Origin of the sequence: Embleya sp. NPDC127516 (genome assembly GCF_044765325.1) — a bacterium.
GTDB lineage: Bacteria > Actinomycetota > Actinomycetes > Streptomycetales > Streptomycetaceae > Embleya.
In genome coordinates this window covers 250168-264111 of sequence record NZ_JBIWJT010000009.1, presented here as the reverse complement: position 1 = coordinate 264111, position 13944 = coordinate 250168, and the positions used below count along the sequence as shown (strand labels likewise).

Genomic DNA, 13944 nt, shown 5'->3' with positions numbered 1-13944 from the left:
CTCCCGTCGGTGGTGCCCGGTGGGTCGGCTCGCCGCCGGTGCCGTCCCGGGACGGTGCGAGCGCGCCGGTGTTCGTTCGGCGGGTGCTTGCCGCGAAGGCTCCCGCGCCCCGTGTCACACTTTCTCGCCGACGTTCGTCTACATCGCATGGAGAACGAACCCGGGCCCGAGCCCACGTGGCGTGCGGAGTGGACGGCCGACCAGTTCGAGGGGCTGCGCCCGCACCTGCGGTCCGTCGCGTACGGCATCCTCGGTTCGCGCGCCGACGCCGAGGACGCGATCCAGGAGACCTGGCTGCGGGTCTCGCGCACCGAGCACGAGGACATCCGCGACCTGCGGGCCTGGCTGACCACGATCGTCGAGCGGATCTGCCTCGACATGCTGCGCGCGCGGCGACTGCGCCGTGAGCCGGGTACGTGGTTGCCGGAGCCGATCGTGCGCTCGGCCGACGCCGACGCGTACGACCCCGAACGCAAGACCATCGAGGCCGACGCCATCGGCTTGGCGCCGCCGATCGTGCTGGAGACCCTCAATCCGGCCGAGCGGCTCGCCTTCGTGCTGCACGACGTGTTCGGCGTGCCGTTCGACGAGGTCGGCCCCATCGTGGACCGCACCCCGGCGGCCGCCCGGCAGTTGGCCGGCCGGGCGCGGCGGCGGGTGCGGTCCGCGCCGCAGCCGGAGGGCGACCTCAAGCGGCAGCGCCGCGTCGTCGACGCGTTCCTGGCCGCCGCGCAGGACGGCGACTTCGACGCGCTCCTGGCCAACCTCGACCCGGACGTCTCCTTCCAACTCGACCCGGGCCCGAACCGGCACTCGGCCCCGCCCACCGTGGTCGGCGCCGAGAAGGTCGCGCGGCAGATGTTGCGCTCGGCCCCGTTCTGCCCTACGCCCGTCCCGTTCTGGTCAACGGCGCCCCAGGTCGGCTGGTGGGCGACCCCAACCGGCCCAGCGGCGTCGCCGGCTTCACCGTGGCGGGCGACCGGATCGTGCGGATCGACGTGATCGCCAACCCCGAGAAGCTCAAGGGAGTTCCGCTGGACATCGTCGACGACGCCGACCCGATCGACTACCCCGACTTCACCCGGGTGCCGCACGAGCCGCCGGCCGCGGACGACACCCACCTGCGCCCCGACGACACCGAGAGCTGACCCGGCGAACCTTCGCCGCGCGGGACGAGCCGCGCGCACCTCCCGTGACCACCTCGGGCGACGCCCCGGTTCCCGGCACGCCGTCGCCTGATCCCCGCACGCCCGAAAACCGAACCGTCATCCAGCCCTGGAGCACCCATGTCCACCGGCACCTTCGCATCGACCGACTCGACGGATCCGACGAAGTCCGCGGCTCCGACCGAGTCCGACGCCTCGTTCCTGACCACCGCACGGGGCAAACTCACCCTCGTCCTGCTGTGCGCGGTGGCCTTCCTCGACTTCGTCGACGCCTCCATCGTCAACATCGCGCTGCCGGCCATCCAACGCGACCTCGACCTGAGCAACCAGGGTCTGCAATGGGTGCCGTCCGGCTACCTCCTGACCTACGGCGGCCTGATGCTCCTGGGCGGGAGGGCCGCGGACCTGATCGGGCGCCGCCGGGTCCTGACCGGCGGCACCCTGGTGTTCGCCGCCTCCTCCCTGATCGGTGGACTGGCGCAGAGTTCCGAGGTGTTGATCGGCGCCCGGCTCGCCCAGGGCGTGGGCGCGTCGATGATGCTGCCCGCGGCCCTGTCGATCCTGACCACCTCGTTCGGTACCGGTCCCGACCGCAACAAGGCGCTCGGCGCCTGGGCGGGCACCGGCGCACTCGCCTCCGCCGTCGGCGTGTTCCTGGGTGGGGTGCTCACCGAGGGCCCCGGGTGGCGCTGGGTCATGTTCGTCAACCTGCCGGTCTGCGCGCTCGTGCTTCCGCTCATCCCCCGACTCCTGCCCGACGACAAACGCCGGGCATCGGTACGCGGCTTCGACTTCCTCGGCACCGCACTGGCCACCGGCGGACTGGTGCTGCTGGTCCACGGTCTGGTGAAGGCCCCCGACCAGGGGTGGTCGTCCACCCGCACCGTGGTCGAACTAGGGGTCGCCGCCTGCCTGTTGCTCGCCTTCGTCGTCAACGAGGCGGTGATCGGCAACCCGCTGATGCCATTGGGCATCTTCCGGGTCAAGGGCCTGGCCGCGGCGAACGTCACGCAACTGGTGGCCATGTCCGGCTTCATCGCGATGTTCTTCTTCATCACCCTGTACGTGCAGGGTGTCATGGGCTACTCCGAGATCAAGGCCGGATCCGCGTTCCTGCCGGTCACCGTGGGTGTGGGGATCGCGGCCGGAATGGCCCAGCCGCTGCTGGCCCGGGTCGGCACCCGTCCGCTGATCGTGGTCGGCTCGCTGATCGCCTCCGCCGGGGTCTGGTTGTTGTCCCGCATCCCGGTGGACGGCACCTACCTCGGGGACCTGTTGCCCGGCCTGGTCGTGATGTCCTTCGGGCTCGGCTTCGTCTTCGTCGGCGTCGCCACCGCCGCCAACGCGGGCGTCCCCGCCGAACAGGCGGGCCTGGCGGCGGCGCTGATGAACACGGCGCAACAACTCGGCGGCGCGTTCGGCCTCGCGATCCTCTCCGCCGTGGCGACCGCGGAGACCACCCACCGACTGGCCGCCGGCGACGCCGCGGCCTCCGCCTACACGGACGGCTACCAAAAGGCGCTCCTGGTCGGTGCGTTCCTCCTCGCGGGCGCGGCCGTGGTCGGCCTGTTCGTCGCCAACACCCGCGGGGAGGAGACGACCTGACCCACACGCGGATCGGCCGCGCGCCGAAGGGCCGTCCACCGGGCCGGCTCCGCCGGACGCCGCTGTCCGGAACCACGGTTCCGCACAGCGGCGTCCGGGCACACCCGGGCACACCCGGGCACACCCGGGCACACCCGGGCACGTCCGGGCATCCGTGCACGTCCGCACGTCCGACCGACCCGTCCGGAGGCTGGTCGGGGTGACGTCTGATCCTGGCGCGAGCGTGGCCGTGGAAGTGCACGGTGTGGACGACCGGCCGGGCGGGCGGGTCAGTTCGCGGTCGGGGTGGTGCTCGGGGCCGGTCGGCGGGTCAGGTGGGTCAGGGCGTTCGCGATGATGTCGAGACCGATGGATCCGTGTGCCGTCATGATCGACTCGGGGTGGAACTGAACGGCCGCGAAAGGGCGTTCGGTGTGCTCGACGACCATCGCGACGCCGTCGTCGGTGGTGGCGCAGACCCGCAGTCGCGGTGGCAGGTCCCTCGCGTGCACGTACAGCGAGTGGTAGCGGCCGACTTCGAACGAGTCCGGGAGGCCGGCGAGCAACCCGCTGCGGTGATCGGTGACCCGCACTCGCGAGGAGCGCCCGTGGACGGGACGGTCCAGGACGCCGAGCGTGCCGCCCAGGTATTCGACCAGGCCCTGCAATCCGAGACACACCCCGAACACCGGGGTGTCGAGCGCCTCGGCCGCGGCCAGTGTCTCGGCGACGCCGAAGTCGCTCGGGCGCCCCGGGCCGGGGGACAGCACGAGCAGGTCCGGCCGGGTGCGTTCCAGCACGGCCAGGTGGTGCGGCGGCCGGAACGTGGCCACCTCGGCGCCGCATTGACGGAAGTAGTCGCCCAGGCAGTGCACGAACGAGTCATGGTGGTCGACCATCAGGACCCTGGGCCGGGCAGCCGGCTCGGCGGTCGGCGACGGTCGCCGCCCGCGGATCGCCGCCGCAACCGGCGCCGGGACGCGGACCTCCGGTGCCTGCGCCTCGTCCAGGGCGGCCAGCAGGGCCCGGGCCTTCAGTTCGGTCTCGGCCTCCTCGGCCCGGGGGTCGGACGCGCACAACAACGTCGCCCCGGTCCGGACGACGGCCGCTCCGCGGCGGATCTGGATGGTGCGCAGCGTGAGCGCGGTGTCCAGACCCCCGTCGAAGCGGATCCGGCCGACGGCTCCGCCGTACCAGCGCCGAGGCGACCTCTCCTCGTGTTCGAGGTACCGCACCGCGGCCCGCTTGGGCGCGCCGGTGACGGTGACCGCCCACAGGTGCGCCAGGAACGCGTCCAGGGCGTCGAGTTCGGGTCTCAGGCGTCCCTCCACGTGGTCGACGGTGTGGATCAGCGTGGCGTGGAACTCGACACGGCGCCGGGCGGTGACCCGGATGCTCCCGGGTACGCACACCTTCGCCTTGTCGTTGCGGTCCACGTCGGTGCACATGGTGAGTTCGGACTCCTCCTTCTCGGATTCCAGGAGTCTGCGCACCTGTGCCGCGTCCTCCAGCGCGTCGCGGCCGCGCGCGATCGTGCCGCTGATCGGCGCGGACTCCACGACGAGCCCGCCCTCGCCGGCGTCCCCTCCCGCTCGGACCGCGACGAAGCGCTCGGGTGACGCGCCGATCAGGTGCTCACGCTCCCCGAGATTCATCAGCAGCGCGTACGGGGCGGGGTTGCGGGCGTACAGCCGCCGGTACACCGCCGACGGCGGTGCGGTCGCGGCGCGGCGGAACTCCCGGCCGGGCACGACCTCGAACAGGTCGCCCGCGCGGAAGGCCGAGCGGGCCCGCTCCACGACCCGGGCGTAGTCACCGGGAGCGTGGTCGTCCTTCGCGACCGCGCCGCCGGGGCGGAAGGCGGCGTCGGCGGTGGTACGCGGCAGTCCGTCGGTGCGCGCGCGACTGTCGTGGAACTCGTACCGGTGCCGGATCGCCGTGTCGTTGCGCTCGTCCACCTCGAGGAGTTCGTCCGGCAGGTGCAGGACCAGCACGCGGTCGCCGGGATCGCGTTCTCGCGCGATCGTGATGCCCTCCAACTCCAGGATCAGGTCGTAGCCGAAGGCTCCGTACAGGCCCAGGAGGGAGTCGGCGGGAGAGCGCATCGCGTCCACCAACTCGCGGAGCACCGTGAAGACCCCGGCCCGGCGGGTACGGTCCTCCTCCGCGATCGCCTCGTCCGCGGACGGCACGCTCCCGTACACCCGGTCCGCGCGGACCTCCCGATCCCGCAGGACGCCGGCGGTCGCCCGGGCCAGCGCGGGAAGCAGCACCCGACCCCGGGCGTTGAGCGCCCGCACGGCCAGCAGGGAACCGCGCGCGGTCACCTCGATCGGCGGGTCGGCGTATCCCACGACCGTTCCGTTCCCGAGGTGGGCGAGCATGCCGCGACGCCGGTCGAGCCGTTCCTCCAGTGCCGCCAACGCGGGGCCCGCCCGTCCCGCGTACGCGGATGAACGGCGCACTCGGAGGCCGTTCGGCAGGCGCCAGGACAACTCCCGGGACGTGCCGGCGGAACGGACGGCGAGCATTTCCGGTAGCGCCATGGCGAAGCCCCTCCGTGAAGTGGTGTGCCGACCGGCCACGTGCCGCGGTGCGCCGACGGGCCGTCGGGCCGCGATGTGCCGACCGGTCCATCACACGCGCCGGGCAAGTGCGCTCGCAACCGGCTGGGTTGCGCTGACGCGAACGTCCGGCCCCACATGCGGTGAATGTTGCTCAACCCCGCGACCCGGGGGCGCAACCGGTTGCCCCCGGCCGCCCGGCGTGGGTGCACTGGACCCGTTCCCGCAAGGCCGCCGCGTCGGCGTCGTCGACGCGCCGGGCGGGAGCGCTTCCCTTCTTCCCACCGAGAATCGGGACCCCATGCTCTCCGCCCGACACACCCTGCTCCCCCGATCGGCACGTATCGCCCTGGCCCGGGACACCCGGCTCGGGGGCGGCAACCTCTGGCGTACCGCGCTGGAACACAGCCGGGCCCCCGACGCACCCCTGCTCGTGTCGGACCCGCCGCTCGTGGTCGGCGACGGGAGCCGGCAGCGGGAGTTCGGCATCGCCGCGCTCGACGCCCTCGCCGACGCGTGGGCGTGCCACTACCTCGACCGGGGCGTACGGCCGCGCGACCGGGTCGCCATCTACATCGAGGACTCCTTCGAAGACCACGTGCACCTGGCCGCCCTCGCCCGGATCGGGGCCATCGCGGTCCTCGTCAACGGCCGGATGCCGCCCGAGCTCGCGCTCGGCCTGATGGAATGCGCCGACCCGGTCGGCCTGTACACCGACCCCGCGCACCTGGAACTCCTCGCCGGGCGGCACCGGGAACTGCCCGGACTGCGCTGGACGCACACCCGCGCGGACGCGGCCGGGCTCGGCAACCCGGAACCGCCCGACAAGGCGAGATACCGGCACGGCGACAACGACCCGATCTTCCTGTGCCATTCGTCCGGCACCACCGGCCGACCCAAACTGGTCACCTGGACCCACCGGCAGAGCGTCGCGGGCACCCGGTTCCGGCTCGCCACCCAACCCGAACCCGACGACTCGCTGTTGCTGTGCGCGGCGCCCCTCAGCCACGGGGCGGCGATCGCGATCACCTTCTTCGCGCTGGCGGCGGGCCTGCCCGTGGTCGCCTCCGCCGACCGCAGCGCCGCCGGCCTGTCCCGCGCCGCCGCCGCGCACCGGCCGACGACGATCTTCGCCTTCAACCACACCCTCGCCGAACTCGCCGTCTCGGACCCGGACCCGGCGGACTTCACGTCGGTGACGGACTGGGTGAACGTGGGCGACTCCGCCCACGAGGCGCACGTACGGTCGCTGGTACGGATGGGCGGGCGTACCGCGGCGGGCAATGCCGTATCGGGCTCGGTCTTCAACGACATCCTCGGCTCGTCCGAACTCGGGTGGGCGGCGCTGCGCCGCTCCACGGCACCCGACACACCCTCGTCCCCGCGCCACCTCGGCAGGCCCGGCTCCGCGATGAAGGTGGCGGTACTGCGCGAGGACGGAACGCACGCCGACGTGGGGGAGGTGGGCATGCTCGGGGTCCGCGGCGAATCGGTGACCACCGGCTATTGGAACGACTCGGACACCTACCACCGCAGTTTCCTCGGCGGCTGGTTCCTCTCCGGGGACCTGGTGCGCCGAACCGCGGAGAACCACTACTTCCACGTCGACCGCGTCGTGGACACCATCCACACCACGGGATCGCCGGGCCACTCCGTCCTGATGGAGGAGGTGATCCTGCTCGCGCTGCCCGAAGCGGCCGACTGCGCGGTGGTCGCGGGAGGCGATCGCGGCGCGAGCGTGCCGGTGGCGGTGGTCCGGCTGCGGGGCGGGCACGCGGACCCGGCCGGACTCCTCGATCGGGCCAACACCGCGCTCGCCGCGGCCGGTCAGCCCGACCTGGCCGCCCTGGAGCTCGCCGCCGACGACGCGGACCTGCCCGTCGGCGCGACCGGGAAGGTCCTCAAACGGCACCTGCGGGAGAAGTACCGGGACTTGCCCGGCCATCTGGCCGCCGCGGCACGGGGATCCGTGGCGGCAGTCCGGGAACCGAACCGCCCACCCCGGCGGGAGGAATCGACGACCCACCGAACCACCCCGGACGCGACCGCCACGCCGGCGGGTGTGCGTGCGATCGCCGCCGCGGTGCTGGAGACGGAACCCGAGCGGATCACGCCCGACGCGGCCTTCCACGCACAACTGGAGATGGACTCGCTCCAGAAGACCGAATTCGTCGCGCGGGTCGAACGCGCCTTCGAGGTGCGGTTCGCCGCCGAGGAGGCGGCCCGACTGGACTGCCTGGCCGACGTGCTCGCCGCCCTGCGTCGGCACGGCGTCGGCAGCGACCCGCGCACCGACGACGGCGTCGGCACCGATCCGCGTGCCGACGACGGAGGCTCCCGATGAACCCCGTCGACCTGCTCCTGCTGCGGCACACCGCGGCCGGCCGGGGCAGCCGTACGAGCGTCACCGACCGCACCGGTGCGATGACCTACGCCGAACTGACCGAGGCGGCGCGCGGGTACGCCGGCGCACTGGCGGCCGGCGGGATCCGCCGGGGATGCCGCGCCCTGGTGGTCTCCGACGACACGGTGGACGCGATCGTCGCCGTCCTGGGCCTGTGGTGGCACGGCTGCGTGCCGGTCGTGCTCAGCCCGATGCTCCGCGACGCCGAGCTCGTGTTCATCGCCGGGGACTGCGCCGCCGAGTACGCGGATCTCGATCTGGTGCACGAGCGCCGCGACGAACTGGCCGCGGCCCTGGGCCCGCTCGGCTTCCGCCACGAACAGCGGGACGGAGAGCGGGCGTTCGTCGACCCGGGCGCACCCGCGAGGTTCGTCGAGGGAGCCGAGGTGCTGGTGCAGTACACCTCGGGCAGCACCGGCCGGCCGCGCGGCGTCCGACACTCCATGGGCGGGCTGCTCGCCGTGCTGAACGGGTTCGGCGGCGTGCTCGGGCTGACCGAGTCGGACACCGTCCTGTCCACCGCCAAACTCTCCTTCGGCTACGGCTTCGGCAACTCGCTGCTGTTCCCGCTCGCGGCGGGCGCCGGCTCGGCGCTGCTCACCGGCCCCGTCGACGCGTTCAGCGTGAGCACCGCGATCGACCGGTACCGGCCGACCGTGCTGTGTGCCGTGCCGAGGGTGTACGAATCCCTGCTGGGCGCGGTCGCCGACCGAGGAGCGGCGCCGGACACCTCCGCCATCCGCCTCGCGGTCGCCGCCGGCGAGCACCTGCCCGCCGACCTCGCCCGCCGCACCACAAAGACCTTCGGATTCCCACTGGTCAACGGCCTCGGCGCGACCGAGGTCCTGCACATCGTGCTGGCCACCGCGGCCGACGCTCCGCCGCACGGATCCACCGGCAACCCGGTGCCGGGCGTGACGGCGACCGTCCGCGACGAACACGGGCAGCCGGTGCCGACCGGGACCCACGGCCGGTTGCACATCGCGTCCGCGTCCGCCGCGCTCGGCTACATCGACCGGCCCGAGGCCCAGGCGCGCACGTTCGCCGACGGCGGCGTCTACCCGGGCGACGTCGTGCACCGCACCCCCGACGGGGACTTCCGGCACGTCTGCCGTACGGACGACCTGCTCAACATCGGCGGCCACAAGGTGGCTCCGGCGGAGATCGAGGCACTGCTCAAGGCGACCGACGGCATCGCCGACTGCGCCGTCGTCGCCGACCGGGACCCGGCCGGCCTGCAACAAGCCGTGGCCTACGCCGTTCCCGCGTCCGGCGCCGCGCCGGAGGAGGTGCGCCGCAACGCCCTGCGCGCCCTGCGCGACCGGTTGCCGCCACACCGACGCCCCTCGCGGATCGAACTCATCGACGCGCTGCCGACCACCTCCACCGGAAAACTCGCCCGCTACCGGCTGCGCACCCCCGAGGAGACCCGATGACCTGGGACATCGTCGGAATGGGCGCGGTCACCTGTCTCGCGGACGAACCGCGGGCGATCCACCGGGCGTTGTGCCGAGGCGAGAGCGGAGTCGGCCCGCTGCGCGCGTTCGACAGCACCGGGTACCGGGTGAAGAACGCGTACGAGATCGACGATCGCGCCGTGCCGGGCCGTGACGAGCCCGGCCGGGCCACCCGTTGGCTGCGCGCGGCGGTCGCCGCCGCGCTCGCGGACGCGGGCCTGGGCGATGGGGGACCGGCCGACGGGTCGGGACCGGCCCACGCCGGACTCGGCGAAGCGGGGCGCACGGACGCGGACCCGGGCGGCGGCGCACCGCACCAGGGGTCGCGGCCCGGCGGGATGGCGGACATCCCGGTGATCGTCGGAACCACCCTGCGCGAACTGCGCTCGGCGGAACTGTGGTGGCGCGACGGCACCGAGTTGGAACCCACCGACCTGCACTTCGCCCGGGCGATGCGCGACGCGTTCGGGACCACCCGCACGCACACCGTGGCGAGCGCGTGCGCCGCGTCGCTGTACGCCCTGGGCATGGCCACCGACCTGATCGCGCTCGGCATGGCGGAGACCGTCGTGGTGGCCGGCACCGATTCCCTCACCGAGAGCGCCTTCGGCGGGCTCGACCGTGTGCAGAGCCCGGCGCCGCAGTCGATCCGCCCATTCGACCGCGACCGAAGGGGCATGGTCATGGGCGAGGGCGCGGTGGCCGTCGTGGTGCGCCGGGCCGGCGCCCACCACCGACCGGCCCACGCACAGGTGCGTGGCGTCGCGATGAACTGCGACGCCGCCCATCCGACGGTGCCCGACCCGGCGAGCGTGACCGCGGCCGTGCGCGAGGCCCACCGGCGAGCCGCGGTCCGGCCCGAGGACGTCGACCTGGTCGTCGTGCACGGCAGCGGCACCCGGCACAACGACGTGGTCGAATCCCAAGTCCTGGGCGAGGTGTTCGGACGGTCCCGGCCCGGACCGCTGGTCACCTCGATCAAATCCGGCCTGGGGCACACCTGCGGCGGCTCCGGCCTGATGAGCCTGGTCGTCGCCGTACTGGCGCTGCGGTCGGGGCAACTCCCGCCGATCGCCGGCCTGCGCGACCCGATCCCCGAAGCCGCGAACCTACGCCTGGTCGCGGGCGAGCCCGCCTTCGGCAGCTTCGCCACCGCGCAGATCAACGCGATCGGCCTGGGCGGCATCAACGCCGTCGCCGTCGTGGGGAAGGCGCCGTGATGCCCGCCGCGACGCCGCACGGGGCGGCACCGGTGATCACCGGCTGCGCTCTCGCGGTCTCCGGCCTGCGCGACGAATACGACCTGCTGGAGCCGGCCGAAGCCGGAGTCGGGGCCGCCACCGCGGACCGCGATCCGGACGCCGGTCGCGCCGGCGCGGGCATGCGGCACAAGGACCGCGCCTCCCGGCTGGCCCTGCACGCGGTGCGCCGAGCCCTGGACGGCGTGGCGCTGCGCGATCCCGCGGCCACCGCGGTCATCGTCAGCAGCAACTTCGGCAACCTCGACACCGTCTGCGACTTCACCGACACCATCGCGGCGGAGACCGTCACCGGCCTGAGCCCCATCCGGGTCCCGCACATGTCGAGCAACGTCACCGCCGGCTGGGTGGCAATCGCGCACGGCCTGCGCGGACCCAACATCACCCTGTGCAGCGGCACGACCGGCGGGCTGGACGCCGTGTTCTGGGCCGCGGCGCTGCTCACCGCCGGCCGCGCCGAGGCCGCCGTCGTGGTCGGCGTCGAACCGGACACCGCGCCGGTGGCCCGGTTGCACCGTGAGCACGGCGGCGGGCCGTGGTTGGACGGCGCGGCCTGTCTGGTCGTGGAAAAGCCCGAACACGCCCGCGCCCGCGGCGTGCGAGCGCGCGCGGTGATCACCGGCTACGGCCGAGCGGCCGGACGCGCCGACGCGGTCGGGCAGGCGACGAAGGCGTACGACCGTCCGATCGCACGGTGGGTGGCGGCCGGCGCGCAGGCGTCGGCGCTGGACCTGACCGCCCGGCTGGGTCGGTGCTCGGGCGCGCTGGGAGTACTGCAATGCGCGGCCGCGGCGGCCTGGTTCGACCGGTCGGGCGACGACTCGGTGCTGGCCGTCGCCGGCGACGACCACATCGGCGCCGGATCCGACGGCGAGGGTGATCCCAGCGGTGTGGCGGCCGTGCTGCTCACCCGCCCCGAACCGGTTCGCGCGGGAGGTGGTCCGCATGACACCGAGGCATGACGAACGCAGGGCCGTGCTGACCGGCCTCGGCGCCGTCTCCTGCCTGGGGGCCGGGGTCGGCGCGTACTGGAACGCGCTGCTCACCGGTGGCGCCGCACCGCGCGAGGTCGACCTGCCGCACCTGAACATGCGGGCCACCCGGATGTACCGGGTGCCCGGGGCCGCCGTCCCCGAGCAGCCGCGCCGGCACGCGGGCGTCCCGCTCGGCGCCGTGCCGCGGATGGCGGTCGCAGCCGCGCTCGAAGCCCTCGACGACGCCGGGATCGAGCATCCCGACCGCGCCGACGTGCCCGTGGTCATGGGCTGCGAAATGGGAAACGCGAGTGTGCAGGAGGAGCGGCGCGGCGCCGACGGGGCCGGCCGCCCGCGGTGGACACCGCTCGCGGTCGCCGCCGCGGCCGTGGGTGCGGCCATCGGCTCACGCCGGGGCAACATCAGTGTGGGCAACGCCTGTTCGGCGGGTGGGTACGCGCTCGGCATCGCCTCGGACATGATCCGCTCGGGTGAGGCGTCCGTGGTCCTGGTCGGCGCCGCGGACGGGGTCACCCGGGTCGGCATGGGCGGATTCGACCGGCTCGGCGCGGCCGACCCGCGAAGCTGCCGCCCCTTCGCCCGGGACCGGGCCGGTACCATGTTCGGCGACGGCGCCGCGATGGTCGCGCTGGAATCGGCGGCACACGCCCGACGGCGCGGGGCCCGCGCCTACGCGGAACTCGCCGGCGTGGCGTGGAGTTGCGACGCCCTGCACCCGACCGCGCCCGATCCGGACGCGGCCCAGCTCGTGCGTGCGATGCACGAGGCCCTCGCCGACGCGGGGCTGCGCCCGGACCAGGTGGGCTGTGTGCTGCCGCACGCGACCGGTACCCCGCTCAACGACGCGGTGGAGAGCCGGGCGCTGCGTCGAGTGTTCGAGCAAGTGGCGGACCCGCTACCGCTGTTCGCGCTCAAGGCGATGATCGGACACACCTCCGCGGCGGCCGGGATCTTCGCCTGCCTGACCTCCGCGTTGATCCTGTCCCGGGCGCGGATCCCCGCGAACGCCCCCATGGAGCAGGACCCGGAATGCGACGTGTGGCTTCCCCGGGAGGGCCCGCTGCGCCTGGAACGCCCGGCGGTCCTGGTGAACACCTGTGCCTTCGGCGGCAACAACTCCTCTTTCGCGCTTGCCGGAACGGGGTGGTCGGCATGATCGCCCCGGCGCGGATGCGCGTCACCGGCCTGGGGGTGATCACCCCCGGCGCGAACCGGCCCGACCGTGCGCTCGGACCGCGACTCGCGCCGATTCCCGGCTGGTTCGAGGTCGCCGAAGCCCTGCCCGGGCGCGGCTATCGCCGGTTGCCCGCCGGCTGCCTCCACCTGCTCGCCGCGGCCAGGGCGGCGGCGCTCGACACCGGCCCGTGGTTCACCGAGGTCCCCGCACACCGCCGGGCCGCGGTGGTGGGAACCAACAACGCCGGCGCGGCCCTGATCGAGGAGTTCGACCGAACGATCATCGACCTCGGTGCCGCCGAACTGCCGCCCGCCCGCGTTCCGTACATGGCGATGAGCATGTTCGCGGCCCGATTGGCGCCCGAACACCTGCTGCGCGGCTTCGACCTGACCACCAACTCACCGGCCGTGGCCGGGCTGGACGCACTCCAGAGCGCCGCACGCGCACTGGCCGCCGGGCGCGCGTCGGTCGTCCTGGCCGGCGCGGTGGAGGAACCACCCTCGGCCGCACAGCAGGCCGGCGCCCGATCCGGCGCCGTGCCGGCCGACATCGGAGCCGCGGTCGTGGTCTGCGAACCCGAGGAGACACCGACCGGCGGTGCCGGCGTGTACGGCTACTGCTCGACGTACAGCGCGTTTCTTCCCGACCCCGACAGCGCGCGGGCCGTCCTGGAGGTGTTGTGGGAGCAACTCGCCCAGGACGGTGCGGCGCCGCACCACATCGACACCGTGCTCGACGACTCCGCGATCGGCGCGGCCGTCGCCGCACGGTTGACCGAACTCGCCCCGGACGGCGAGATCACCACCGTTCCCGCGGCGACCGGCGGCGGTTGCCTGACCCCGGTGCGCCGCGTCGTCGGTCGGCTCGGCACCGCCGGCGGCCTCGCCGATCGCGTCGCGGTCGTCGCCGCCTCCGCCCACGGCCACCTCTCGATCACCGACATCACCCCGTACACCGGCCCCCCACGCAGCACGGACAGCACGGACAACACGAACAGCACGAACAGCACGGACAACACGGACGGCACGGACAGCACGCGAAAGACGCACGGCACGCCGCCGGCGACCACGAAGGGACACCGACCATGACCAAGCCCATCCCCACCCGCGAGGAACTGCGCGACTTCTTCGTCGAGGAACTCGAACTCGCCGACGAGATGGTCGCCTACGACAGCGAGTTCGCCGTCGACCTCGGTATCGACTCGCTCACCACGATGGAGCTCATGGTGCAGTTGGAGAAGCGCTACGGTGTGCGGCTCGCGGAGTCCGAATTCGCCGAACTCACCTCGGTGGACGCCGTACACGCCTTCCTGTCGGCCCGGCTCGGGGCGGCCTGAGC

Annotated in this window: 11 protein-coding genes; 10 read left to right on the top strand and 1 reads right to left on the bottom strand. The window is 73.6% G+C overall.

Annotated features, from left to right (window positions below; genetic code table 11):
* Positions 1–147 precede the first annotated feature (147 nt).
* The 3 genes from ACIRL2_RS19680 to ACIRL2_RS19670 all read left to right on the top strand — a co-directional run bounded on the left by ACIRL2_RS19680 (position 148) and on the right by ACIRL2_RS19670 (position 2771).
* Positions 148–1002, top strand: a complete 855-nt coding sequence (locus ACIRL2_RS19680; RefSeq protein WP_402233672.1) for a sigma-70 family RNA polymerase sigma factor — start codon at positions 148–150, stop codon at positions 1000–1002.
* Complete coding sequence (locus tag ACIRL2_RS19675) at positions 999–1148, top strand: hypothetical protein (protein WP_402233671.1); 150 nt, start codon at positions 999–1001, stop codon at positions 1146–1148. The genes ACIRL2_RS19680 and ACIRL2_RS19675 overlap by 4 nt, the downstream gene beginning before the upstream one ends.
* Positions 1149–1286: 138 nt before the next feature.
* The gene (locus tag ACIRL2_RS19670) at positions 1287–2771 is read left to right on the top strand and encodes an MFS transporter (RefSeq protein WP_402233669.1); all 1485 of its coding nucleotides are present in this window, start codon (positions 1287–1289) and stop codon (positions 2769–2771) included.
* A gap of 269 nt (positions 2772–3040) precedes the next feature.
* Here ACIRL2_RS19670 and ACIRL2_RS19665 read toward each other — a convergent pair whose 3' ends face one another.
* A complete protein-coding gene (locus ACIRL2_RS19665; RefSeq protein ID WP_402233667.1) occupies positions 3041–5296 on the bottom strand; it encodes an anthranilate synthase component I in 2256 nt (751 codons plus the stop codon).
* Between the two features lie 319 nt (positions 5297–5615).
* Here ACIRL2_RS19665 and ACIRL2_RS19660 point away from each other — a divergent pair, with 319 nt between their 5' ends.
* Genes ACIRL2_RS19660 through ACIRL2_RS19630 form a run of 7 tightly spaced genes read left to right on the top strand, consistent with a single transcriptional unit; the run spans position 5616 to position 13942 of the window.
* The gene (locus ACIRL2_RS19660; RefSeq protein WP_402233666.1) at positions 5616–7658 is read left to right on the top strand and encodes an AMP-binding protein; all 2043 of its coding nucleotides are present in this window, start codon (positions 5616–5618) and stop codon (positions 7656–7658) included.
* Entirely contained in the window at positions 7655–9154 is a 1500-nt protein-coding gene (locus tag ACIRL2_RS19655; protein ID WP_395860522.1) for an AMP-binding protein, read from the top strand. The genes ACIRL2_RS19660 and ACIRL2_RS19655 overlap by 4 nt, the downstream gene beginning before the upstream one ends.
* The gene (locus tag ACIRL2_RS19650) at positions 9151–10395 is read left to right on the top strand and encodes a beta-ketoacyl synthase N-terminal-like domain-containing protein (protein WP_402233664.1); all 1245 of its coding nucleotides are present in this window, start codon (positions 9151–9153) and stop codon (positions 10393–10395) included. Before ACIRL2_RS19655 ends, ACIRL2_RS19650 begins: the two co-directional genes overlap by 4 nt.
* Complete coding sequence (locus ACIRL2_RS19645) at positions 10395–11396, top strand: beta-ketoacyl synthase N-terminal-like domain-containing protein (protein WP_402233663.1); 1002 nt, start codon at positions 10395–10397, stop codon at positions 11394–11396. The genes ACIRL2_RS19650 and ACIRL2_RS19645 overlap by 1 nt, the downstream gene beginning before the upstream one ends.
* Positions 11380–12585 carry a beta-ketoacyl synthase N-terminal-like domain-containing protein gene (locus ACIRL2_RS19640; protein ID WP_402233661.1) on the top strand — a complete coding sequence of 402 codons (1206 nt, stop codon included), beginning with the start codon at positions 11380–11382 and terminating at the stop codon, positions 12583–12585. The genes ACIRL2_RS19645 and ACIRL2_RS19640 overlap by 17 nt, the downstream gene beginning before the upstream one ends.
* Positions 12582–13694: a beta-ketoacyl synthase N-terminal-like domain-containing protein gene (locus tag ACIRL2_RS19635; protein ID WP_402233659.1), complete on the top strand. Its 1113-nt coding sequence runs from the start codon at positions 12582–12584 to the stop codon at positions 13692–13694. Before ACIRL2_RS19640 ends, ACIRL2_RS19635 begins: the two co-directional genes overlap by 4 nt.
* A complete protein-coding gene (locus tag ACIRL2_RS19630) occupies positions 13691–13942 on the top strand; it encodes an acyl carrier protein (protein WP_331770219.1) in 252 nt (83 codons plus the stop codon). Before ACIRL2_RS19635 ends, ACIRL2_RS19630 begins: the two co-directional genes overlap by 4 nt.
* The last annotated feature ends 2 nt before the right edge of the window (positions 13943–13944 follow it).

What these genes read in the sequence shown, in the direction of transcription:
- ACIRL2_RS19680 (WP_402233672.1), top strand. Translation starts at nt 148, where the DNA reads ATGGAGAACGAACCCGGGCCCGAGCCCACGTGGCGTGCGGAGTGGACG.
- ACIRL2_RS19670 (WP_402233669.1), top strand. Translation starts at nt 1,287, where the DNA reads ATGTCCACCGGCACCTTCGCATCGACCGACTCGACGGATCCGACGAAG.
- ACIRL2_RS19665 (WP_402233667.1), bottom strand. Translation starts at nt 5,296, where the DNA reads ATGGCGCTACCGGAAATGCTCGCCGTCCGTTCCGCCGGCACGTCCCGG.
- ACIRL2_RS19660 (WP_402233666.1), top strand. Translation starts at nt 5,616, where the DNA reads ATGCTCTCCGCCCGACACACCCTGCTCCCCCGATCGGCACGTATCGCC.
- ACIRL2_RS19655 (WP_395860522.1), top strand. Translation starts at nt 7,655, where the DNA reads ATGAACCCCGTCGACCTGCTCCTGCTGCGGCACACCGCGGCCGGCCGG.
- ACIRL2_RS19650 (WP_402233664.1), top strand. Translation starts at nt 9,151, where the DNA reads ATGACCTGGGACATCGTCGGAATGGGCGCGGTCACCTGTCTCGCGGAC.
- ACIRL2_RS19645 (WP_402233663.1), top strand. Translation starts at nt 10,395, where the DNA reads ATGCCCGCCGCGACGCCGCACGGGGCGGCACCGGTGATCACCGGCTGC.
- ACIRL2_RS19640 (WP_402233661.1), top strand. Translation starts at nt 11,380, where the DNA reads ATGACACCGAGGCATGACGAACGCAGGGCCGTGCTGACCGGCCTCGGC.
- ACIRL2_RS19635 (WP_402233659.1), top strand. Translation starts at nt 12,582, where the DNA reads ATGATCGCCCCGGCGCGGATGCGCGTCACCGGCCTGGGGGTGATCACC.
- ACIRL2_RS19630 (WP_331770219.1), top strand. Translation starts at nt 13,691, where the DNA reads ATGACCAAGCCCATCCCCACCCGCGAGGAACTGCGCGACTTCTTCGTC.